Origin of the sequence: Chryseobacterium sp. 22532 (assembly GCF_052044665.1) — a bacterium.
Lineage (GTDB): Bacteria > Bacteroidota > Bacteroidia > Flavobacteriales > Weeksellaceae > Chryseobacterium > Chryseobacterium lathyri.
The window spans coordinates 108,265-129,694 of the sequence record NZ_JBQENJ010000006.1 but is presented as its reverse complement, the minus strand read 5'-3'; the positions used below and the strand labels follow the sequence as shown (position 1 = coordinate 129,694).

The window sequence follows — 21,430 nt, the reverse complement described above, 5'->3', positions numbered from 1 at the left end:
TTTAATGGTTTATTTGGGAAAAAACATAAAACATTTCGGCCCCGATTTGTAGACTTCTTTCACTGTATATTCTGGTTTGTTCAGGTGTGCTATCTGAGATTTTCGGATCTTCAAAGGTAACAGGAATACGTTTCTCTGCACCTGAAATGAAAGGGCATCCTTCATCTGCCTGGGAGCAGGTCATAACTGCAGCAAAACCTGTATTTGGATTAAAATGATCATCGTACTTTTTAGAAAATCCAATGACAGGTAAAGCATTTTCAGAATACTTAACAGCATATACAGGGTTTTCGCTTTCACTTAATTTCCAAATATAAAAGCCAGCTTCCATCAATGTTTCAACAACTTTAGGAAATAAAGCAGTTGTCTCTGTACCTCCGGAATAGCAGTTTACATTAGAGATTTTAAAATAGGCGGATGCAGTTTGTGCCCAGATTTGTGCCAGATGGCTTCTCCGGGAATTATGGGTACAGATAAAATTAATAGATATTGATTCTTGATTTCTTTTTTTCTGCTCTATAAAATCTATTAATGGCTGCAGAACAGCTTTTCTTTCTTCGCCGATCTCTATAGAAAGAAGTTCTTCTATATATTTTGTCAATTTAAGATACATTCCAGTCATTATAAAGGTTAATATTAGCAACAGCCCGAACCTGGTGTACAGCTAGAATCCTGATTAGCCTTCAGCCCGCTTAAGCTTATTTTTTGCTTTTCCTGAGGAATTCCACAGGCGTCTGTAGCTAAACAAGCCGTCAGTTTATTTTTTAAGATAAAGTTGTTACCGTTAAATTCCAGATCATATTTTCCAATAGTCTGATCCTGATATTCTACTTCAATTTCAAAATCTCCGATTCCCAGCTTCTCTTCTGACAAATTAATAATATGTAATAATTTTCCGGGTTTAAGACGGTGTTCGTAATCTTCCGCATTCCAGAGCTGAAAATTTATGCGTTCTTCTCTTCTGATAGTTCCTCCGCAATCGATGAAGTTTTTGGTAACCATTCCTATCTCAGTAACGTGGAAGTGTTCCGGTACAAATCTTCCGTCCTCCAGCTGGAATTCTACATTTTCCAAGCCTGGTAAAATGCTTTTAATGTCTGATAATTTCATAATTCAATATTTTAATTGTTATAATGCAATATTACGATGATTCAATTCAAAAAAAATTTAGCAGCAATTCTGCTTTTTAACGGTGGAAATAATATTTGAAAAGAAAGCATTTAAAATTTCGAACACTTTTTCATCGATACAGTAACATACAGAATTGCCTTCAATGTTTCCTTTGATCAGGCCCGCATTCTTTAATTCTTTCAGATGCTGGGAAACGGTAGGCTGTGCAAGAGGCAATTCATTAACAATATCTCCGCAGATGCATTCATTAACTTTCAGAAGATATTCAATGATGGCAATTCTTGCCGGATGTCCCAAAGCTTTTGCAATGACAGCGATCTTATTCTGCTCATCTGTAAAGAAATCTGTTTTTGTAGCCCCCATACTTTTTATTATATCGCAATATTACGATAATATATTTTAGCAACAAAATTTTAAGTGAAAAATCCCCACAGAAAATTTCTGCGGGGACGGCACCAATTTATAATATATAATTAAAAACTTTCTTCTGCAAGCTCTTTATTGACAATAGCTCCTGTGAAATTTCCCTGGGCAACAGCATTGGCTACAGACCTCATCATGGTGACATTGTCACCACAAGCAAAAACACCGGAAATATTGGTTTTATGCATAGAGTCAATTTTGATAAACCCATGCTCGGTAAGCTCACAGCCAAGATATCCTGAAGCATTGATATTCTGCTCAAAAGGTATTTTGGCATACAGTGCTTTCAAGGAGATTTCTTTTCCGCTTTTAAAGATGACTTTCCGGATGTTTCCGTTTTCATGCTCTATTTTTTCAATTTCATCTTCAACAAGAATGATATTATTCTGGGCCAGTTTGTTTTTCTGATCTTTTGAAAGAACCGATTGGCCATTACTGAATATGAAGAGGTTCTTTGTCAGGTTATATACCAGTTTTGAAAATTCAAAGGCCATATCACCATCTGAAAAAATTCCGGTTACTTCATCTCTCACTTCATAGCCATGGCAGTACGGGCAGTGGAGAACTGAAATTCCCCAGCATTCTGCAAATCCGGGAATATCAGGCATGAGATCAATCACTCCTGATGCCAAAATCAGTTTTTTAGCATAAAATTTTTCGCCCCCAGAAGTTTCCGTTTCAAATCCTTCATCAGTTTTTCTCAGTTTTATAACAGAATCTTCATGAAACTTCACTGTATCATATGCTTCGACCTGCTTGCGGGCAAGATCAGCAATTTCTTTTGGCACTTTTCCGTCATGGGTAATAAAGTTATGTGAATGGGGCGTCTGTCTGTTACATGGTTTCCCACTGTCTATGATCAGGGTATTTCTTAATGATCTTCCTAAAGACATTCCTGCTGATAACCCGGCATAGCTTCCGCCTATAATAATAACCTCGAAATTTTTCATTTTACTAAATAATATTGAATGTTAGTCTGTTTTTCAGCTGTTCGCTTCTCATCACAAAGTTAAAATAAAATCTCATTAATGCAATATTGTTGCATTAATATTTTATTACAATAATAAAAAGATTAAAAAAAGAAACAGCTGATTTTAAACTTATTAAAATTTAAAATCAGCTGTCAGTCATATTTATTGTCGAATATGATCTGTGAATCAATTATTTTTGAAGAGTTTTATGGTGTAATCCAGGAGTTCTATCCCACCTGTTTCTCCATGTCCCGGAATTATAAGTTTGACATCAGGATATTGGGCTTTTACTTTTTCAACGGTTTGGGACCAGGCCTGAACATTGGCATCTCCGAGGTATCCTTTTGTAGCATTCATTTCTTTGATCAGACAGCCTCCGAACATTGCTTTCTCATCAGGAATATAGGCTACTACATTGTCTTTTGTATGTCCTTCTCCAAAGTATTTCACCAAAATTTTGTGTTTTCCGGCATTCAGTGTGATGGTATCATTAAATCCATGCTCCGGAACATTTGCTCCATTTTGCTTTGCCAGTTCAATAGTTTTATTGCTGGCATAAGACGGAATATTATTTTTGCCAAACTCTTTCAGTCCGCCTACACAGTCATCATGGAAATGGGTTGCCACAACAGCATTCACTTTGGAATGAAGGTTATTCTTAATCCATGAAATCAATTCCTCTGTACTTTTATCATTGGCAGGGCTATCCAGGATTACGGTTTCATTTCCGTCTTTCACAATCATCCCATTACATTCTACTTTTCCAAAGGAATCTGTATTCAGATAGGAAATGTGCTGATAAATACCGTTGGACAGCTGAATGATGGAGAGGTTATCTGTTTTATAGACTACTTGGGCCTTCTGAGTTTCTTTCTGAGAACTGCAGTTTAAAAATAACAAAGCTGAGGATAAAAATAAAATTTTGGATAGTGATTTCATAGGGCATTACAATTACAGCGAAATTAGAAAATATTTCACCCTATGATGTGATTCATTATAGTTAATTAAGTGTTAATATCTGTGCTTCACCTCATTAATTTCCTCCCTGATGTTTGTACGGATGTCAATTTTTGCTCCTTTAAAACTAAAGATTGTAGTTCCTTTTTCACGGGCAAATTTATTGACAATGGAATCTGCGGCTTTGGAGTTTTCGAAATAAGGACCTGTCTCTTTTAATTCATCTTCTTCTTTGGAAAATTCTTTTACCCGGATCAGGTTATCGTATTTTTTACTGAGATCAAACCAATTGATGTAATCCGCATTAAAGGAGACTGCCTGTACTCCTTTTTTGGAATAGTAATTAACAGCTCCTGCCTGTCCATAATTATCACAAAGAACTAAAGTCCTTCCGCTCCCTGAAAGCAGGGAATATTCCTTGTCTACTTTTTGGGCAAGCTCTTTCCATCCCTGCATATCTGCAAAATCCTGGGGCAGCGGATGGTCTTTACCGTCTTCCCAGCGGAGCAATCCCATTTTTTTATATTTTTCAGGATGGTTGACTATGTATTCCGGACTTTTATTGGGCAAAGCAAGATTATACAGAGGCAGAAACAGAAGTACAGGAACAAGGATAAAAACAGGCTTAAGAAACTTTTTCCAACTTTTATCAAAGATGTGCGCCAGAAAAACAGCCCCGAATGCTATGAAAACCGGATAAATCCCAACAGCGTAATAATCTTTAGCTTTGAAAAATAAAAACAGGGCAATAGTTATGACATATGCCCAAAAGAAAGATCTGAATTTCTCAAACGGTTTGTAAAATAACAACGCATAAAAGCCTGCAATAATGACCAATAACGAGCCTATAAAGAAAAGGATCTGGGATTTAAAAAAACCGAACCGGTCAACATGAACCAGCTGTCTTTCCGAAAGTTCTTTCATATGTGAAACAACTGGAAAATCGAATTTGTATTGCCAGATCAGATTAGGAAGCATAATTAATACAGCTACGAAGGCCGCACCATAAAGATGAGGCTGAGCAAATATTTTTCTTTGTCTGGTCAGTAGAACAGCAGGAATAATTCCCAATACGGAAAAAACAATATTATATTTATTCAAAAAGCCTATCCCAAAGATTACCGCAGCAAGGTAGAGCCATTTTACTTTTTCGGAATTAAAATACAGGATCAAGACATAATAGATAAGGGTCCATAGCAATACCTCCAGGGAAGTCGGCTGAAAAAGCAAATTGATGCGAAGAAGTACTGAAAGCAGGATCCCTGTTGAAGCCAATATTTTGGCATACAAACTACCCTGAAGCTCATCAATAATTTTCCATACAACAACAATGGTCATTGCTCCGAAGAATGCCGGGAAAAATTTCACCCAAAATATGGACCCTCCGAGTGTTTTAACGAGCCAGGCCAGCCATGAATTCACCGGAGGAACGGAAAGATATCCCCAAGCCAGATGATTGCCCTGATCCAGATGGAGGTATTCATCTCTGTGTAACTCATATTCGGAGCTGATCAGAGAATATTGGAGGATGAATTTTACAATGATAAAGAAAAAGAGAATCAGGTAGCTTTTCTTCATAGTTATGAGATTGTATGGTTACTGTTTCTTGTAAGACAATTTATTAAAAATATCCATTACATCCATTTAAACAATAAAAATCCTGAGAAAAAATTTCCCAGGATCTTACAGTTTAAATATATAGTGATTGTTTACTATTTTTTCTTTTCTTTAAGCTCTTCCTTGTCCTTATCGGAAGGGTTCCATACTTTCACTTCAGAGTCTTTGGTGATTCCTGAAAGGATCTGAACATTGATCCCGTCGCTGGCCCCTAATTTCACATATACTTTCTTGAACTTTCCATCCGGCTGTTTCACTTCTACAAAAGGGGTATCTTTTCCGTTTTTCTTTTCGTACTGGATAAGTGATTCATCCAAAAGCAATGCATTTTTTTCAGATTTCAGGACAATTTCACCGTTAGCAGAAAAACCGGCTCTGATGTATTCGTTGTTAGGGTTGTTTACGTCACCTTCTACCGGGAATTTTATCGTTCCCAGATTATCTTTTCCTTTAGGAGCAATCATGGTCAGTTTTCCCGGGAATGTTTTGTTCTGAAGGGCACCGATCACGATTTTCATATCCATTCCCTGCTTCAGTTTTCCTGCCTGAGCTTCATCTATTTCTCCCTGAAAGATCAAAGAATTAAGGTCTGCAATGGAGCAGATGGTTGTCCCTGCGTTGAATGAGTTAGCCTCGATTACCTGGCTTCCTACTTTTACAGGAACTTCAAGAACAGTACCTGCTGCTTTGGAACGGATCTGCGTTGTTGCAAGGCCCTGAAGTTCCGGAGTAGCCCCCGTTTTTACGATCTGTAATCTTTTTTGAGCTGTAGCCAGCTGCTGGTTGGCATTTCTAAGGGCCTGCTGCTGTGAAAACAGTTGCTGCTGAGAGTTCAAGTACTCCTGCTTGGAAATAACGCCTTGCTTGTACAGTTTTTCCTGCATAGAATATTGCTTCTGCATATTATCCACATTCATTTTAGCGTTGCTGATCTGCAGCTGAGAATTCACCACTTCCTGCTGAGCATTGTTTACATCAGCAATATTAGGAATGATTCTTACTGTAGCAATCAGCTGTCCTGCCGTTACCTTATCTCCTTCATCCACCAGAATTTTATCAATGATTCCTGCAATATTCGGCTTGATCTCGATCTCTTCTTTTGGAATGATCTTCCCTGTCGCCATCACCTTGTCTTCCATGTCCTGGTATTTTGGTTTTCTGGTCAGGAAAGCTTCACTTTCTTTAGAATTTGATTTTACGAGATACCCAATCCCGAAGATCAATGCCACTGCAAATAAAAGCCCGAGTACAATATAAATGGCTTTTTTCCAAGTGAATTTCTTTTTCATATATCTAGTTTATTTTTTACGATTAAAAGGAGAAAAATTAATTGAGAGGATTTAAATATTTAAACATTAAAGCCAATCATTATTTTTTCAAATTATTTTATTTTCAAATTAACATATTACTATTCTGATCTCAGAGCTTCAATCGGCCGGATCTTTACTGCACGCTGTGCAGGAATCATCCCGATAATCAAGCCAAGAATCACCATTACTGCCATGGCTCCGAATACGTTTCCATAATTTACGGTTGGGTTATAAAACGGAAACTCATCCTGGTTCTGGGTCACCATATTTAAAATAATCAGAACAAATATCCCGCACATGAATCCGAGAATCCCCGAAGAGAGTGTAATAACAACACTTTCCAGAAGAATCTGGTTTCTTACTTCAGCTGGTTTTGCCCCTAAAGCTCTTCTTATCCCGATTTCCTTTGTTCTTTCTTTTACCGTGATCAGAAGGATATTCGAGATGGCAATAACTCCTGCAAGGATCGTCAGTGTTCCTACGATGATTGTTAAAAGCTGCATTCCTGTAAGGAAACCTGTCAGTTTTTTAAATTCTTTACCTAGGTTAAAACTTCCGAAAGCATTGGTATCTTCGGGAGATACTTTATTTTTAGTCTTCAGTACAAGTTTTACGTCTTCTTCTACTCCATTAACGTTAGCATTGGGCTTGCTCACGATGGCAAACATATCAATCTGTTCTCCGGCGTTATACATTTTCGTATAGGTTGAAAGAGGAATAAAAGCAGTCCGGTCATTTTCAAAACCACCTCCTTTTTTCACTCTGAAAACACCAATCACATTAAAGAACAGTCCTTTTATATTGACTTGCTTCCCAACAGGATTTTCTTTTTTCTTGGCGTCAAAGAAATTCTTATAAATCTCTTCCCCAATCACCACTACATTCTTATTTCCCATAACATCAGCATCGTTAAGATAGCGTCCGAAAATAAGTTTTTTCTCAGAAATTTTATTTCCTACCGCATAATCTCCCGTAAGGGAATAGGTGCCGTTTTTACCATTTCTTGACATGGATTCACCGGGGGTTCCGGTAAAGCTTCCCCTAGCATTCTGCGGAGAGATATAATCTATAGCAGTCACTTTTCTTTTCAGCATATCCATATCGGATAACTGCAGATGAACTTCCCTTCCTTTCGGAAATCCCTCATATGGAATAGAGGTTTTCTGAGCCCAAAGAAAAATAGAGTTCGTCGCAAATCCGGAGAACAGCTTATCGAAACCATTTTCCATCCCTTTTGCCGCTCCAAGAAGACTCACATACAAAAACATTCCCCAACCTACCCCAATCATGGTAAGGAACGTGCGGAGCTTATTATTCCTCAGTGAATAATAAATTTCCTGCCAAGTATCTTTTTTAAATAAAATGTTCACTTCTTTGAGTTATAAGTTTAAAATATATATGAATGATGATTGATAATTGATCAATGATGATGTCTGTTTACCGCATCACTACTCAGTTCTTAACGCCTCTATTGGTTTAATCCGCGAAGCTCTGTATGCCGGAACGAATCCTGCAATAAGCCCTGAACACACCAAAGCTATAAATGCCATGAAGATGGTTCCCCACCCTACACTCGGGCTTTTGATGAAATATTCTTCAAGACTGTCTCCTATTAAACTAAGCGCCAATACACCTACTGCCACTCCAACAATTCCTGAAACTACCGTTATCACCACACTTTCCTGTACAATAAGAGCTACAATACTTTTCGGTTTGGCTCCAATAGCCTTACGTACACCAATCTCTTTGGTTCTTTCTTTTACGATATACACCATGATATTACTGATCCCGATAATTCCTGCCAGCAATGTTCCCAGTCCGATAAAGCCTACAATAAGGGTAAGCACGGCCATAAACTGGAAGGTTTCATTCATATTCTGGGCATTATTCCAGACACGGACTCCGTTTTCATCGTCAGGAGCAACATTCTTCCTGGCTTTTAAGCGGTCTTTAAGCTCATCCCCATATTTTATGGCTTCCTGGGGTGTTAGTTTTTCGTTATAGGCAATATATGCGGTAGATACGGTATCCGAACCTTTTTTCATCTGTTGAAGGGTTGTAATAGGAACGGTAATATGTCTTTCGTCCCAGTCTCCTCCGTCATCGGAAAATACCCCAACTACTTTGAACATGGTTCCGTTGATATTCAGGTCTTTTCCCACCGGACTTCCGTTCTTGATGAGGTCACGCTGAACCATCCTTCCGATCACCGCTACATTCTGTTTTCTTGCAAGGTCCATAGGCGAAAGATAGCGCCCGTCCAGCATCTTCCTGTTCTCAATAACCTTTTCTCCCGGTTCCGCTCCGTTAATCTGGTAAGTACCGCTTTCCTTTCCGTATTTTACCATTAAACTTGTGGTATATCTTGGGCTGGCATCACCTACTTTTTCTTTATCTGTATTGATCAGGAAATCATAATCTTCATTATCCATGGTGACCGTTCTGTCAGACTGAAGTCCTTTATAGGCCAACGTGGTTTTACCGGTATAGATCGTGATAAGATTCTGTGCATCTCTTGCAAAACCTTCGGTAAAGGCATTCTGAAGCCCTTTCCCTATTCCGAAAAGAACAACAAAAATAAAAAGCCCCAAAGCCACTGTAAACCCCGAAAGCACCGTCCGCAATACATTACTGCGAATAGAACTGAATATTTCCTGCCAACGATCTAGGTCAAACATTTTTATTAGTATTTAAAGATTGAAAATTTAAAGATTAAAAAACAGGCTCTAAATTTTCAAATTATCTTATTATCAAATTCAAATCAATACAGTTTACAAAACAATCTGCTTGATAAACTCATCACTTTCTATGATGCCATCCTTCAGTATTACGTTTCTTTTCGTCTGTGCGGCTACGTCCGGTTCATGGGTGACAACGATGATAGTTCTTCCTTCATTATTGATATCCTGAAGAAGTTTCATAATATCGTGCGTCGTTTTTGAATCCAGCGCTCCGGTTGGCTCATCGGCCAGAACTACTTTAGGATCTGTGATCAGCGCTCTTGCAATGGCTACTCTCTGCTTCTGTCCTCCGGAAAGCTCGTTGGGAAGATGTCCTGCCCATTGCCCGAGACCTACTTTTTCCAGATATTCCAATGCTTTCTGGTTACGCTCTTTTCTCGGAACGTTTTGGTAATATAAAGGAAGTGCTACATTTTCCAGAGCTGTTTTATAGCTGATCAGGTTGAAGGACTGAAAAATAAAACCCAGAAACTTGCTCCTGTACTCTGCAGCTTTCACTTCAGACAGATGCTCAATTGGAACATTATCCAGCTCATATGTTCCCGAATCTTTTTCATCCAGAATACCGATGATATTAAGAAGCGTAGATTTCCCGGAACCGGAACTTCCCATAATAGAAACAAACTCGCCCTCGGAAATATTAAGATTAATCCCCTTAAGAACGTGCAGTTTGCTTTTCCCCGTATCGTATGATTTATGTAAATCCTGAATTACTAACATGAAGTGATGCTTGTTTTATACCCAATAAGTAGGTGTTATTTTCAATTTGTTACAAGAACAATAATTTATTCGAATATTTTATTGTTTAACTTTTTAAACCTTTATTTACAGTACATTAAGGAAAAGTGTTTAACTGTAACTTTAATTTTTCATTTATTTTTTACTCATACCCCCGTCTAAGCCATTATCCGTGCTGGTTTCATGTAAATGTGGAAAACTTTTACAGTTAAAACTCAGCCAATTACTATTTACCCCTTTCAAAATCAGTTCTTTTTTTCGAACTTTGTCATTAGTTCTTTACAAGAAACCTCCACTCATGAATGTGAATATGTTTCTCACGTAAATACCAAACATACAAGAAGTTAAGCATTACTTCAACGTTATCCACAGTGATGCAGATTATTTAATTTTTAAAGCTATTTTAATATGGGAATTTTCGATAAAAGAGTAAGTTACAAGCCATTTGAATACCCTGAGGTTCTTCAGTTTGTAGAGGCGATCAACAAATCGTTCTGGGTGCATTCGGAAGTGGATTTTACTGCAGATGTTCAGGATTTTCATTCGCAGTTAGAGCCGCACGAAAAACACGCTGTAAAAAATGCACTTTTAGCCATTGCACAGATCGAGGTGTCTGTAAAGACATTCTGGGGAAACCTATACAATCACTTGCCAAAACCTGAATTCAACGGCCTTGGAGCTACTTTTGCAGAATGCGAATTCCGTCATTCTGAAGCCTATTCCCGATTGGTAGAGGTATTAGGATATAACGAAGAATTTTCCAATGTTATTGAAATTCCTGCCGTGAAAAAGAGAATTGACTTCCTGTCAAACGTTCTGAAACACGCCAATTCTACAACACCGAAAGAATATGTATCTTCTCTTTTATTATTCAGCATCCTGATCGAAAACGTATCCTTATTCTCACAATTTGCGATCATCCTTTCTTTCACAAGATTCAAAGGGTATATGAAGAATGTTTCCAATATCATCGCATGGACATCCGTTGACGAGCAGATTCACGCCAATGCAGGAATCTATCTGATCAACAAGATCCGTGAAGAACAGCCTGATCTGTTAACAGATTCAGATATTGAAGACATCTACACATTGGTAGATCAGTCCATTGAGCTGGAAGGTGAAATCCTTGACTGGATCTTCGAACTGGGAGAATTAAGCGTTTTCTCAAAAGAAGACCTTCTGAACTTCATGAAGTACCGTGTAGACGACAGCTTAAAGAAAATCGATATGGAAACCCGTTACAACGTTTCTCCTGAGCAATACCGTCCAATGAAATGGTTTGAAGAAGAAGTTTTCGCAAATTCAATGGATGATTTCTTTGCCAAAAGACCGGTAGATTATACAAAACACGACAAGAGTATTACAGCGAACGATTTGTTTTAATATAAGTGAATGTAGCGCGAGCGAAGCGAGCGTCAAAGCAGATAGTATCAGCAATATCAAACTGAACCTATCGAATTATATCATTCAAATAAAGTTTCTTCATTCTTTACAGCGACAAAAAATTCAAAGTACAACAATGATCAATGTAATTGTAACCTACACCGTAAAACCCGAATACGTTTCGGAAAACAAAACCCATATTCAAAAGTTTCTGGATGATTTCAAAAATCTGGATCAGGAGACATTTGAATACAAGGTATACATAAAAGAAGACGGTGTTACTTTTTTACATTATTCAAACTACATTAATGAAGAGGTTCAGTATGAGGTTTTGAATACTCCTTCTTTTAAGGAGTTTCAAAGATTAAGAGATGAAAGCGGACTGAATGGTACGCACAAAGTGGAAATATTACAATCAATATAAAAAGCAACAAAATTCCGGAGCACAAACACTGTTCCGGAATTCGAAAATATAACATCTATGGAAGAACAAAATTCAAATATATGGTGGCTCAATGAAGAGTCTGAGCAGATGCTGAACAGAGGATATCTGTTGAAAGGAGAAACTGTGGACGGAGCCATCGACAGAATTACCACTGCAGCTGCAAAAAAATTATACAAGCCGGAACTACAACCTGCTTTCAAAGAAATGATCACCAAAGGATGGATCAGTTTCTCATCTCCTGTATGGGCGAACATGGGAACACAGAGGGGGCTTCCTATCTCTTGTTTCAATGTTCACATTCCTGACAGCATTGAAGGAATTACTCACAAAATGGGTGAAGTTATTATGCAAACGAAAATCGGAGGCGGAACTTCAGGGTACTTTGGAGAGCTTAGAAACAGAGGAACTGCCGTAACGGATAACGGAAAATCTTCAGGAGCGGTTTCGTTCATGAAATTATTCGATACAGCAATGGATGTAGTTTCGCAGGGAGGCGTAAGAAGAGGTGCTTTTGCTGCTTATCTGGATATTGACCACGGAGATATTGAAGAATTCTTATCCATCAAAGATATCGGTAGCCCGATCCAGAACCTGTTTACAGGGATCTGCGTTCCTGATTACTGGATGCAGGATATGATTGATGGGGATATGGATAAGCGTAAAATCTGGGCAAGAGTTCTTGAAAGCCGCCAGCAAAAAGGTCTTCCATATATTTTCTTCACCGATAATGTTAACAGAAACAAACCTCAGGTTTACAAGGACTTAGGAATGCCTGTCAATGCAAGTAATCTTTGTTCCGAAATTATGCTTCCTTCTACCAGAGAAGAATCTTTCATCTGCTGTTTATCTTCTATGAACCTGGAATTATATGACGAGTGGAAAGATACTGATGCTGTAAAATTAGCTGTTTATTTCCTGGATGCTGTTTTAACTGAATTCATCGAAAAAACAGAAGGAAACTACTACCTGCAGGGAGCCAGAAACTTTGCACTGCGTCACAGAGCGCTTGGATTGGGAGTTTTAGGATACCATTCTTATTTACAGAAAAATATGATCCCGTTTGAAAGTTTTGAGGCAACTCAATTCAATGCGAGAGCTTTCAAACACATCAAAGAGCAGGCAGAAACTGCTTCAAGAGAATTAGCCAACATCTATGGAGAGCCGGAATTACTGAAAGGTTACGGATTGAGAAATACCACCACAATGGCTATTGCTCCTACCACTTCAAGTTCTGCGATCTTAGGACAGACTTCTCCCGGAATTGAGCCATTTGCTTCCAACTATTATAAAGCAGGTCTTGCCAAAGGAAACTTTATGCGTAAGAACAAATATTTGGCAAAATTACTTGAAGAAAAAGGTCTTGATAATGAAGAAACCTGGAGAACGATCATGCTGAACCATGGTTCTGTACAGCATCTTAAAGAGCTGACAGACGAAGAGAAGGCAGTATTCAAAACGTTCAAAGAAATTTCTCCTATGGAAATTATCTCTCAGGCTGCTCAAAGACAGCAATATATTGATCAGGCTCAATCTCTGAATTTACAGATTCCATCTACAATGCCTGTAAAAGATGTCAATTACCTTTATATCGAGGCTTGGAAAAAAGGAGTAAAAACTCTTTATTACCAAAGAAGCTCCTCTGTCTCTAAAGAAATGATGGTCAATTTTGTGACCTGCTCCGCTTGTGAGGCATAGCAATTTGTAATGAACTAGCTAAATATTAAAAGCACACTGAAAAAGTGTGCTTTTTGTTTATATCAAAATTTTAACAAATTTTAACGCTCAAGTTAGAAAAACAAAACTTCTCATTAATCCTTCATTAATGCTTAAAATACTCACTCTACATTCACCAAATAGTGAATCAAGTATCTGCTGCAATAATTTCTAAGTATTATTTTTAATAATTTTATATTACATTTGTTGAAAATTTATTAAAAAACACAGATTCCAAATTAAAGTATTTAATATTAAATCAGCAAGAAAAATAGATCATTTGAGCTTTATTAAAATATATAAAGCAGATATATTTTGAATAAATATGATATAATTTAATATTAAACATTTGTAATCAAAAACAGAAATTAATTATAATAATTCATTTCCAGATTATACAAAAGAAATAGGTATTCATAAAAAAACACAAATAAAATACAGGAATACCAAAATGTATAAATAGAAAAAACACAAAAAACAGCCTTGTATAAATGCTAAACGATGAATTTAACAAATTTTATTTATAATATAAAATAACAAAAAAATTTAATTAAACAATTAATTTACTATTGGCAGGAAGTTTGCTAATAGTACACAAAAACAACACAAAAAAAATTATTTCGAAATGCACAAGATTATTACTTTAATTTTGGTAATGGCTTTTTGTACCATTACTGCTCAGGTGGGTATTAACACTTCTACACCTGATCCAAGCTCAGCTTTAGACATTACAAGCACTTCTAAAGGACTTCTTTTACCAAGAATCAGCAATCTAGCAACAGTTACCAATCCAGCAACAGGACTCGTTATTTTTGATACCAACAAAAAATGTATCAGTCAAAATGTAGGAACACCTGCCGCTCCGGACTGGGTATGCCTTTCTCCGTATGTTGCTAAGTTCTTTTACATGCCGAGCGTAGTTTTTGACACGACTACTCCTGCAACAGGACAGACAAAGGATCTGTATACTTTATATAAAAACCAGTTTTCCAATATCCCGGCAAATGCAAGAAGCACATCAGCTCCGGCTGCGATTCCGTTTTTTCCAAACGCAACAGATTTACACTATTATGTAACGGGTTATGATACTTCTGTTTTCAAAATAAACAGCATCAGCAACACAGGTGTATTAAATTATGATGTTTTATCAAATGCTACCTCAGCATCTTTCATCAACATCGTATTTGTTGTAAAATAAGCAGCTATGAAAAAGAATTTAAAAGGGCTGTCTTGGATGAGCCTGATTTTCGTTCTGTTTACCAACTTCGCGTATGCACAGACAGATAGTACTGAGGTAGCAAGTATTTACGGGTTTTATTCCTATTCAAGTTCATTAATGAATGCTTCTGCGGCACCAGAACTTTCAATACAAGGAAGCGCTTCCCATACTTCTACAGGAATACAGCTTACTCCTGCAAGCTCAGGACAGTTTGGAGGATTGTTTATCAACGGAAGAACTTTTACTTCGGTAAACGGGCTTCATGTTGAATTTGAATATGACATGAAAAATGGAACACCCTTGGGTGGTGCCTATGGAGACGGATTGTCTTTTTTCCTTTATGACGGGGCAGTAACAAGCCCTACCATTGGAGCACCTGGTGCCGGTATCGGATATTCCTATAACAGGACACAAAACACCTATGCAAGCCAAAGAAAAGCTGGTTTATCTGGGGCTTATCTGGGTATTGCCCTGGATGAATTCGGAAATTTTAAATCGAAGCGTTTTCAGGGTGAATCCAGAGTAAATGGTATTGCGGGGGTAGCATGGAGCCAGGCAACAAGCCATGTCACTTTAAGAGGGGCAAGAGGAGCCGCCATTAATGCCAATGGTTTAGGATTGGGATATACCGGATATCCCGTATTGGTTACCCGTTCTACCTTAAGCAACTCAGGTGCGGTAGGAAGAATCCTGCAAACTGACAGAAGCTATCTTGCGACTTCCAATTCACTTCCCTCTTTATTTGACCTCAGAAACAACGCAGGAGAGTTCAGGAAAGTATACCTAGATCTAATTCCCCATTTTACAACTCCGACCACAACAGACGGGTTTGATATAAAAGTGGATATCCAGACTACACAGAACGGAACTCCTGTGAATGTCATCAATTATTACCACTACAAAACTTCAGTACCTTATACCGAGAATGCCAATCCTCAGATCACTGATTTTAATACTTCGGATGTTGAAGGAGCCGCTACTCCTCAAACTTTGGATGCAACGGTTCCGGCTGTTTTGAAGCTTGGTTTTGCAGCAGCTACAGGAGGAGCTTATCAACAGCATATTATCAGAAATGTAAAGCTTACTCTTCCTTATGCCGCTGTTGCTAATGATGATATAGCTTCTACGTGTAAGTTACAACCGGTTAATATTCCTGTCTTCACTAATGATATAGCTTATAAAGGCCCTATCAGCGTTACGACCCCACCAACCGGAAGCAGTTCTAATATTGATTATTCGACATTCAGTTTTACAAAAAACAATGATACAGATCTTACGCTGTACCGTAAAAAAGTGACTCCACAGGGAACATGGACTTATAATAAAACGACAGGTATTGTTACCTTCAATCCTTCAAGCGGATTTACAGGAACAGCAACGATGACCTATACGATAAAGGGAAGAACTGTAAAAGACTCAAACGGTAAGATTATTGAGCCTTATGGTGATACTGCTTACCGGTCTACTCCCGCTACTATTACTGTCAATTTAAAAACCACAGGTTGTATCTATTCTGTTATTTCAAACAGAATGGTAACACAGGGAGTAAAATAAGACATTAGTATCCAATTATAAAAGGCATTACAAAACCATAGAAATTTCTATGGTTTTTGTTTTATATTTGTTATACTCGTTTAATCCTAAAAATATAGATATGAAATTCGGCCAGGTAGAAGACCCTTCAAAAATAGATTTTACACTTCCTAAAGATCATTCCGGAACTAAGGAAATTCTAAGTCAGAATAAAAAAGGATTGGAAAATATTTCTATTGGATGTGCAAAATGGAACAAAACCGATCTTAAAGGATTTTATCCTAAAGGAACCAAGGACGAATTGACCTATTACGCCAAACAGTTTAATTCTATTGAGCTGAATGCTACTTTTTACGGAATGCCTACCCCAGAACAGGTAGCGGTCTGGAAAGAAAAGACGCCTGAAAATTTTAAATTTTTTCCAAAAATCACCAATACTGTTTCGCATTTCAGAAGGCTGATTGACGTTACTGAACCGGTAACCAATTTTGCATCGGCCATCATGAATTTTGATCAGAAACTAGGCATGGCTTTTTTACAGCTTCATGATAATTTTAAACCTAAAGATTATGACAGGCTGGAAAAATTTGTAAAAGACTGGCCTCAGGAAGTTCCTCTTGCTATTGAACTCCGCAATACGGAATGGTTCTCTGATGAAGAGATCTTCAATACAACCTGCGAGCTTTTTGAAGCCAACAACATTACCAATATTATTGTGGATACTGCCGGGAGAAGGGATATGCTCCATATGCGTCTCACTACTCCCAACGCTTTTATCCGATATGTTGGCGCCAATGCAGAAAGCGACTATGAAAGGCTGGATGATTGGATGAAACGTCTGACAAAATGGAAAAAAGAAGGTCTGCAGAATGTATACTTCTTTGTTCATCAGAATATTGAAAAAGCGTCTCCCCTACTTTCCGCCTATTTCATTAAACAGATGAATGAGGAATGGAAAACCGATCTACATATCCCGCAAATGGCCACCGATAATAACGGAACTCTGTTTTAACTAAATTAACCAAATAAGTTTTTAATTGTTGTATTTTTCAGCCAGACCTGCAAAAAGATGCTTAAAAAGCTATTTTTGTTGAAAAAAAACAGTAAATTAGGATATACTGATGTTCATTATAAAGCACAGTATCCTAAAAACAAATGTCATGGAAAAAGAAATTTGCACAATCAGTATTGCCAGTACGTGGCTCGGTGATGAATATACGTTTTACGAGGATCATAAAATAAAAAGAGTCTACGATAACCATAGTCTGAGTTCCAACCGGACCGAGTGGCTGGAACCCCACCAGATCAGTAAGCACAATAAAGATAAGCTGATTAAAAACTGTCCTGAAGAATTTAAGGAACAAGTCATGCAGATTCTTGATTATCCATAATATATAAGCAATGAGTAATAAGGTTAAAAAAAACTGCTTATTGCTTATTACTCATTGCTTATTTTTTCTTAACAAAAGTACAAGATTCAGGAAGAGGAGCAGGAGATCTAAGGATACCCAGATACCCAGCTTTGCATTTTCATAATTATAGGTCTCCACCTGTTTTTTTGCTGCTTCCGAAAGTTTTACACTCTGGTTGATATAGTTTTGGACTTCAACAATCTGGTCAATATTTTTGTTTGGAACAGCATGTTGGGAGAAATAGACCATATTCTTTTTGCCTAAATATCCTATGATCCAGTATTCGTCGGATTGGTCCATTTTAAGATATTCTATCCTATAATATTCCGGACGTATTTTCCCGATATGTTTAGGTTCCAGATTCTGGATTTTGGCAGTATCCACTTTGATCAGATAAAAATCCAGGGTCTGTGGAAGCTTATTGACCACCTGTAGTCCTACAGAATTATCTACAAAGCTTACCGCACTTTTTTTAATGAACCAATACGTAAACGTTGAGATTGAAAAAACCAGTGTAAGGATACGGAACAGCTTTGCCCATTTTGCCAGCCTTCCCGATTTTACTTTAAATAAAATCAAAGAAAGGACACAAGCCCAAAAGATAACAAAAATGATAAATACCATACTGCAAAGATACTGATTTAAGATTTTTCAGAGGAATGTTAATCTACATTCCATTCTTTGTAGAACTGATCCAGGAATCCCAGCATATAATCATGTCTTTGCTGAGCGATCTCCTTCCCTTTCTCAGTATTCATCAGGTCTTTTAAAAGCAGAAGCTTTTCATAGAAATGATTAATCGTTGTTCCGTTAGACTTTTTATATTCATCCTTAGACATATTTAGACTTGGCTGCACTTCAGGGTCATACATCGGATTATTTTTAAAGCCTCCAAAGTTGAACGTCCTTCCAATTCCAATAGCACCTATCGCATCTATACGGTCTGCATCCTGTACAATCTTAAGCTCAATTGGCAATTCAGCCGGAACTTCGCCCCTATTTTTAAACGAGATATTTTTAATGATAAATAAAACTTTTTCTATCACTTCTTCAGAAACCTGTTGTTCTTCTAAAAATTCTCTTGCTATTTTTGGAGCAATGGTTTCGTCTCCGTTATGAAACTTTGGATCAGCAATATCATGCAGCAATGCAGAAAGCTCCACAACTTCCTGGTTACAGTCTTCTGATGCCGCTATTTTTTTCGACAGCTTCCATACTCTTTCAATGTGATACCAGTCGTGCCCGGCTTCGGCGTCTTCTAATTTTTCTTTTACAAATTCTACGGTGTTTTCGATCGTACTTTTCATTTATCTGCCAATTCGTTTAAAATAATATTCCAGAGTTTTTTGTTATAACTTCTAAAAAAATTGACGTGCCCGATTTCGTTTTTATCAGATTCTGAGGCTTTTATCAGCCTGTAAATAGGTCTAAGGTTAGGATATGTATTGTTCAAAAGGCTCAATACTCCTTTTTCAGTCAGCCATACATCGTCTTCTGCCCGGATCACAAACACTTTTTGCGTCAATGTTTTAGAATAGTCATCAATTTTCTCCAACAGCCTGTTGGTTGATTTCCTGTTTAAAATTAAGGTTCTCCAGTCATATGCACAATTTTTTGGCAGACTTTCTCCAAGTCCAAACCAGTTTGCCGGAAAATAGCCTAATAATCTGGTGGTTAGTGGCTGAACAATTCCAAAGCCAAGATAAGCTTCTATTTTTGTGCGAATCTTCAGGTTTCCTACGAATGCATTCTGAGTTCCCACAAAAATGAATTCATCAAACATCATGGAATCTTCATTCATACCAAGAATCAATGCCCCGACCGAGTGTCCAAGACAATACTTCTTATATTCCGGAAATTCTGTTTTAATATATTGAGTGATTGTTTTATAGTCTTCAGAACCCCAGATTCTCATAGAGGCTTTAAAACCTTTCATGTTTTCCGGTTTTGACAGTCCTATTCCTCTGTAATCATAAGCTATGACCGTAAATCCATGTTCTGAGAAGAAATGGGCAAATGAAAAGTACACCTGCTGCTTTACACCTGTTGCAGAGTTGATCAGAAGCAGCTTTCCGTTACTTTTTCCAGGCCTGAAAAGATGAGCTGCCAGAGATATATGGTCTTTTGTAATGAGTTCCAGTTTTTCCATATTATAAAAAGAAAAAATCCACTATAAAAGTGGAGATTTTACTTATATTTTTATGTTAAGTTTACAGCTTTCGATATGCGGCAAATAGCTTTAGGAAAGGAAATCCGACATTCTGGGAAGTCCGGTCTGTGAACCTTTCCCTCCGGAAACCCTCGAAGAAACTTCATTACCGAATTTCACACAATCTTCGATAGAATTTCCGTGGCATAGTGCTACAGCAAATCCTGAAGTAAAGGCATCTCCCATTCCCATTTTGTAAACCGTCTCGTCTTTATCATTCCTATAGTACTTCATTTCCGTTCCATCAAAATAAACCGTTGAATTGGTATCATCCCTTACGAAAACCTTATTGAAATATTTTTTAAGGATCTCTTCTCGCTTATCTTCACCGAAAACAGTATGCAGTTCACTACTTTTTGTCACAATAAAATCTACATTTTCTATAATTCCTTCACTGATTCTCATCGCCGGCGAAGCATAAAGGCCTACTTTTTTTCCGTATTTTTTAGCTTTTCGGATTGCATATTCTACTACCTCCATCGCCACTTCAAGCTGAACGAGAACAAGATCCACACTGTTAAAATAACGGTCCGCATCTTCCACATGCTGAATGCTGAGGTGTTTATTAGCAGCAGGAACTACTACGATGGCTGCATTTCCATGGCTGGTAGTTACATATGCTGTTCCCGTAGATTCCATATCGGTTTCATGGACAAAGCCTACATTTACACCTTCACCTACAAGATTTCTCATGATCTGCTGGCCAAGAGGATCCATCCCCACACATCCTATAAAATAGACACTGGCTCCCAGCCTTGCAGTTCCCACCGCCTGATTGGCCCCTTTTCCTCCAAAATAACTATCTGATTTGACAGCTAGAACCGTCTCATTGGATTGAGGAATTTTTTCGGTTTCTAAAACGAGATCAATTGATGAGCTGCCTACTACAATAATTTTGGGTTGTTCTGATGAGAATTTCATTGGTGTTTTTATCTGAGTTTAATATAATGTTTTCAGAGAACTAGGTTCAAAAATAACTAATTTAATTAACTTATTTCAATAAATTCGGTAATTATCTTCACAGGTTTGTGATCCTGGTCGTATGCAATATAGCTGGCATAAAACCCTTCACCATATCCTGTTTCAAAGGCAAAGATTGTTCCGGGATGCTCCTCAGCAGGTTTCAGAAATGCATACTGGTCTATAGCTCCTTTCTCATCAAAGAAATAATCATGGAAAAATTCTTCATAGATTCCCATGAAATCTGCCCCTTTATTGTGATACAACTTTTTTTCAAGCTCGTTAAGGCTATGCTGGGTATCTACATCCATCAGGCATCCCATTCCACTTTCTACAGGATATCCGAAAACTTCCTCTTCAGCAAGATCTTTAATATCCTGGCCTTCAGTAACAGCCATTTTCCAGTCTGTAATTTCTGTATTGCTGAAAATAACTTCTGCATACGCAACACAGTTGCTTTCTCTTTCTTTATGCAGTAAAACAGAGAAATTACCTTTTGGAAATTCTGTTGTGAAAGGCAACATGTCATTCGTGATCAAAGGATCACAGGCAACGAGCTTTCCACTGGAAAGATAGAGTTTCCCAACTTCAAAGCTTTCCAGTAAAGGACTTTCCACGAAGTTTCTTGAGAATAGTTTTTTTATGTTGTCTATGTGTGTCATTTATTC

At 37.6% G+C, this 21,430-nt stretch carries 22 protein-coding genes; 7 read left to right on the top strand and 15 right to left on the bottom strand.

Translation table 11 applies throughout. From position 1 onward, the window contains the following. Window position 1: 1 nt before the first annotated feature. The 10 genes from ACTJIV_RS16805 to ACTJIV_RS16760 all read right to left on the bottom strand — a co-directional run bounded on the left by ACTJIV_RS16805 (window position 2) and on the right by ACTJIV_RS16760 (window position 9,870). The gene (locus tag ACTJIV_RS16805) at window positions 2-613 is read right to left on the bottom strand and encodes a protein-tyrosine-phosphatase (RefSeq protein WP_440628807.1); all 612 of its coding nucleotides are present in this window, start codon (window positions 611-613) and stop codon (window positions 2-4) included. A gap of 23 nt (window positions 614-636) precedes the next feature. After that, window positions 637-1,110 carry a DUF6428 family protein gene (locus tag ACTJIV_RS16800; RefSeq protein ID WP_111956552.1) on the bottom strand — a complete coding sequence of 158 codons (474 nt, stop codon included), beginning with the start codon at window positions 1,108-1,110 and terminating at the stop codon, window positions 637-639. Window positions 1,111-1,167: 57 nt separating this feature from the next. Beyond that, the gene (locus ACTJIV_RS16795; RefSeq protein ID WP_440628805.1) at window positions 1,168-1,494 is read right to left on the bottom strand and encodes an ArsR/SmtB family transcription factor; all 327 of its coding nucleotides are present in this window, start codon (window positions 1,492-1,494) and stop codon (window positions 1,168-1,170) included. Between the two features lie 110 nt (window positions 1,495-1,604). Further along, window positions 1,605-2,504, bottom strand: coding sequence for an NAD(P)/FAD-dependent oxidoreductase (locus ACTJIV_RS16790; RefSeq protein WP_440628803.1), 900 nt, complete (start codon window positions 2,502-2,504; stop codon window positions 1,605-1,607). Between the two features lie 207 nt (window positions 2,505-2,711). Next, window positions 2,712-3,464 (bottom strand): subclass B1 metallo-beta-lactamase, encoded by a 753-nt coding sequence (gene bla, locus ACTJIV_RS16785; protein ID WP_440628801.1) that lies wholly within the window; start codon window positions 3,462-3,464, stop codon window positions 2,712-2,714. 72 nt (window positions 3,465-3,536) lie between these two features. After that, window positions 3,537-5,060, bottom strand: a complete 1,524-nt coding sequence (locus ACTJIV_RS16780) for a glycosyltransferase family 39 protein (RefSeq protein ID WP_440628799.1) — start codon at window positions 5,058-5,060, stop codon at window positions 3,537-3,539. 134 nt (window positions 5,061-5,194) lie between these two features. Next, the gene (locus ACTJIV_RS16775) at window positions 5,195-6,388 is read right to left on the bottom strand and encodes an efflux RND transporter periplasmic adaptor subunit (RefSeq protein WP_111956544.1); all 1,194 of its coding nucleotides are present in this window, start codon (window positions 6,386-6,388) and stop codon (window positions 5,195-5,197) included. 119 nt (window positions 6,389-6,507) lie between these two features. Then, a complete protein-coding gene (locus ACTJIV_RS16770; RefSeq protein WP_440628796.1) occupies window positions 6,508-7,779 on the bottom strand; it encodes an ABC transporter permease in 1,272 nt (423 codons plus the stop codon). A 78-nt stretch (window positions 7,780-7,857) separates the two neighbouring features. After that, window positions 7,858-9,087 (bottom strand): ABC transporter permease, encoded by a 1,230-nt coding sequence (locus ACTJIV_RS16765; RefSeq protein ID WP_111956540.1) that lies wholly within the window; start codon window positions 9,085-9,087, stop codon window positions 7,858-7,860. A 93-nt stretch (window positions 9,088-9,180) separates the two neighbouring features. Continuing rightward, entirely contained in the window at window positions 9,181-9,870 is a 690-nt protein-coding gene (locus ACTJIV_RS16760; protein ID WP_111956536.1) for an ABC transporter ATP-binding protein, read from the bottom strand. Between the two features lie 426 nt (window positions 9,871-10,296). Here ACTJIV_RS16760 and ACTJIV_RS16755 point away from each other — a divergent pair, with 426 nt between their 5' ends. From ACTJIV_RS16755 to ACTJIV_RS16725, 7 genes are all read left to right on the top strand, one after another. Next, window positions 10,297-11,271 (top strand): ribonucleotide-diphosphate reductase subunit beta, encoded by a 975-nt coding sequence (locus ACTJIV_RS16755; protein ID WP_223560035.1) that lies wholly within the window; start codon window positions 10,297-10,299, stop codon window positions 11,269-11,271. 136 nt (window positions 11,272-11,407) lie between these two features. Further along, on the top strand, window positions 11,408-11,695 hold the full coding sequence (locus tag ACTJIV_RS16750) for a hypothetical protein (RefSeq protein WP_440628793.1): 288 nt from the start codon (window positions 11,408-11,410) through the stop codon (window positions 11,693-11,695). A gap of 48 nt (window positions 11,696-11,743) precedes the next feature. Beyond that, window positions 11,744-13,411 carry a ribonucleoside-diphosphate reductase subunit alpha gene (locus ACTJIV_RS16745; protein ID WP_223560202.1) on the top strand — a complete coding sequence of 556 codons (1,668 nt, stop codon included), beginning with the start codon at window positions 11,744-11,746 and terminating at the stop codon, window positions 13,409-13,411. Window positions 13,412-14,054: 643 nt separating this feature from the next. Beyond that, window positions 14,055-14,627 carry a hypothetical protein gene (locus ACTJIV_RS16740; RefSeq protein ID WP_111956526.1) on the top strand — a complete coding sequence of 191 codons (573 nt, stop codon included), beginning with the start codon at window positions 14,055-14,057 and terminating at the stop codon, window positions 14,625-14,627. A 6-nt stretch (window positions 14,628-14,633) separates the two neighbouring features. Beyond that, window positions 14,634-16,202 carry a hypothetical protein gene (locus tag ACTJIV_RS16735; RefSeq protein WP_440628791.1) on the top strand — a complete coding sequence of 523 codons (1,569 nt, stop codon included), beginning with the start codon at window positions 14,634-14,636 and terminating at the stop codon, window positions 16,200-16,202. Between the two features lie 100 nt (window positions 16,203-16,302). Then, window positions 16,303-17,193 (top strand): DUF72 domain-containing protein, encoded by an 891-nt coding sequence (locus ACTJIV_RS16730; protein WP_440628789.1) that lies wholly within the window; start codon window positions 16,303-16,305, stop codon window positions 17,191-17,193. Between the two features lie 148 nt (window positions 17,194-17,341). Further along, the gene (locus ACTJIV_RS16725; protein WP_111956898.1) at window positions 17,342-17,572 is read left to right on the top strand and encodes a hypothetical protein; all 231 of its coding nucleotides are present in this window, start codon (window positions 17,342-17,344) and stop codon (window positions 17,570-17,572) included. Window positions 17,573-17,623: 51 nt separating this feature from the next. On the opposite strand, the gene ACTJIV_RS16720 is transcribed toward ACTJIV_RS16725, so the two are convergent. The 5 genes from ACTJIV_RS16720 to ACTJIV_RS16700 all read right to left on the bottom strand — a co-directional run bounded on the left by ACTJIV_RS16720 (window position 17,624) and on the right by ACTJIV_RS16700 (window position 21,424). After that, on the bottom strand, window positions 17,624-18,217 hold the full coding sequence (locus ACTJIV_RS16720) for a hypothetical protein (RefSeq protein ID WP_440628787.1): 594 nt from the start codon (window positions 18,215-18,217) through the stop codon (window positions 17,624-17,626). Window positions 18,218-18,255: 38 nt separating this feature from the next. Then, window positions 18,256-18,900, bottom strand: coding sequence for an HD domain-containing protein (locus tag ACTJIV_RS16715; protein ID WP_440628785.1), 645 nt, complete (start codon window positions 18,898-18,900; stop codon window positions 18,256-18,258). After that, window positions 18,897-19,742: an alpha/beta hydrolase family protein gene (locus ACTJIV_RS16710; RefSeq protein WP_111956514.1), complete on the bottom strand. Its 846-nt coding sequence runs from the start codon at window positions 19,740-19,742 to the stop codon at window positions 18,897-18,899. The genes ACTJIV_RS16715 and ACTJIV_RS16710 overlap by 4 nt, the downstream gene beginning before the upstream one ends. 90 nt (window positions 19,743-19,832) lie before the next feature. Continuing rightward, window positions 19,833-20,723, bottom strand: a complete 891-nt coding sequence (locus tag ACTJIV_RS16705) for a ribokinase (protein ID WP_111956512.1) — start codon at window positions 20,721-20,723, stop codon at window positions 19,833-19,835. A gap of 65 nt (window positions 20,724-20,788) precedes the next feature. Then, window positions 20,789-21,424 (bottom strand): DUF4241 domain-containing protein, encoded by a 636-nt coding sequence (locus ACTJIV_RS16700; RefSeq protein ID WP_111956510.1) that lies wholly within the window; start codon window positions 21,422-21,424, stop codon window positions 20,789-20,791. Between the last annotated feature and the right edge of the window lie 6 nt (window positions 21,425-21,430).

Coding starts and splice junctions, on each gene's coding strand:
- ACTJIV_RS16780 (WP_440628799.1), bottom strand. CDS start 5,060: ATGAAGAAAAGCTACCTGATTCTCTTTTTCTTTATCATTGTAAAATTC.
- ACTJIV_RS16700 (WP_111956510.1), bottom strand. CDS start 21,424: ATGACACACATAGACAACATAAAAAAACTATTCTCAAGAAACTTCGTG.
- ACTJIV_RS16710 (WP_111956514.1), bottom strand. CDS start 19,742: ATGGAAAAACTGGAACTCATTACAAAAGACCATATATCTCTGGCAGCT.
- ACTJIV_RS16760 (WP_111956536.1), bottom strand. CDS start 9,870: ATGTTAGTAATTCAGGATTTACATAAATCATACGATACGGGGAAAAGC.
- ACTJIV_RS16730 (WP_440628789.1), top strand. CDS start 16,303: ATGAAATTCGGCCAGGTAGAAGACCCTTCAAAAATAGATTTTACACTT.
- ACTJIV_RS16805 (WP_440628807.1), bottom strand. CDS start 613: ATGTATCTTAAATTGACAAAATATATAGAAGAACTTCTTTCTATAGAG.
- ACTJIV_RS16795 (WP_440628805.1), bottom strand. CDS start 1,494: ATGGGGGCTACAAAAACAGATTTCTTTACAGATGAGCAGAATAAGATC.
- ACTJIV_RS16765 (WP_111956540.1), bottom strand. CDS start 9,087: ATGTTTGACCTAGATCGTTGGCAGGAAATATTCAGTTCTATTCGCAGT.
- ACTJIV_RS16755 (WP_223560035.1), top strand. CDS start 10,297: ATGGGAATTTTCGATAAAAGAGTAAGTTACAAGCCATTTGAATACCCT.
- ACTJIV_RS16735 (WP_440628791.1), top strand. CDS start 14,634: ATGAAAAAGAATTTAAAAGGGCTGTCTTGGATGAGCCTGATTTTCGTT.
- ACTJIV_RS16705 (WP_111956512.1), bottom strand. CDS start 20,723: ATGAAATTCTCATCAGAACAACCCAAAATTATTGTAGTAGGCAGCTCA.
- ACTJIV_RS16800 (WP_111956552.1), bottom strand. CDS start 1,110: ATGAAATTATCAGACATTAAAAGCATTTTACCAGGCTTGGAAAATGTA.
- ACTJIV_RS16790 (WP_440628803.1), bottom strand. CDS start 2,504: ATGAAAAATTTCGAGGTTATTATTATAGGCGGAAGCTATGCCGGGTTA.
- ACTJIV_RS16775 (WP_111956544.1), bottom strand. CDS start 6,388: ATGAAAAAGAAATTCACTTGGAAAAAAGCCATTTATATTGTACTCGGG.
- ACTJIV_RS16740 (WP_111956526.1), top strand. CDS start 14,055: ATGCACAAGATTATTACTTTAATTTTGGTAATGGCTTTTTGTACCATT.
- bla (WP_440628801.1), bottom strand. CDS start 3,464: ATGAAATCACTATCCAAAATTTTATTTTTATCCTCAGCTTTGTTATTT.
- ACTJIV_RS16715 (WP_440628785.1), bottom strand. CDS start 18,900: ATGAAAAGTACGATCGAAAACACCGTAGAATTTGTAAAAGAAAAATTA.
- ACTJIV_RS16750 (WP_440628793.1), top strand. CDS start 11,408: ATGATCAATGTAATTGTAACCTACACCGTAAAACCCGAATACGTTTCG.
- ACTJIV_RS16720 (WP_440628787.1), bottom strand. CDS start 18,217: ATGGTATTTATCATTTTTGTTATCTTTTGGGCTTGTGTCCTTTCTTTG.
- ACTJIV_RS16725 (WP_111956898.1), top strand. CDS start 17,342: ATGGAAAAAGAAATTTGCACAATCAGTATTGCCAGTACGTGGCTCGGT.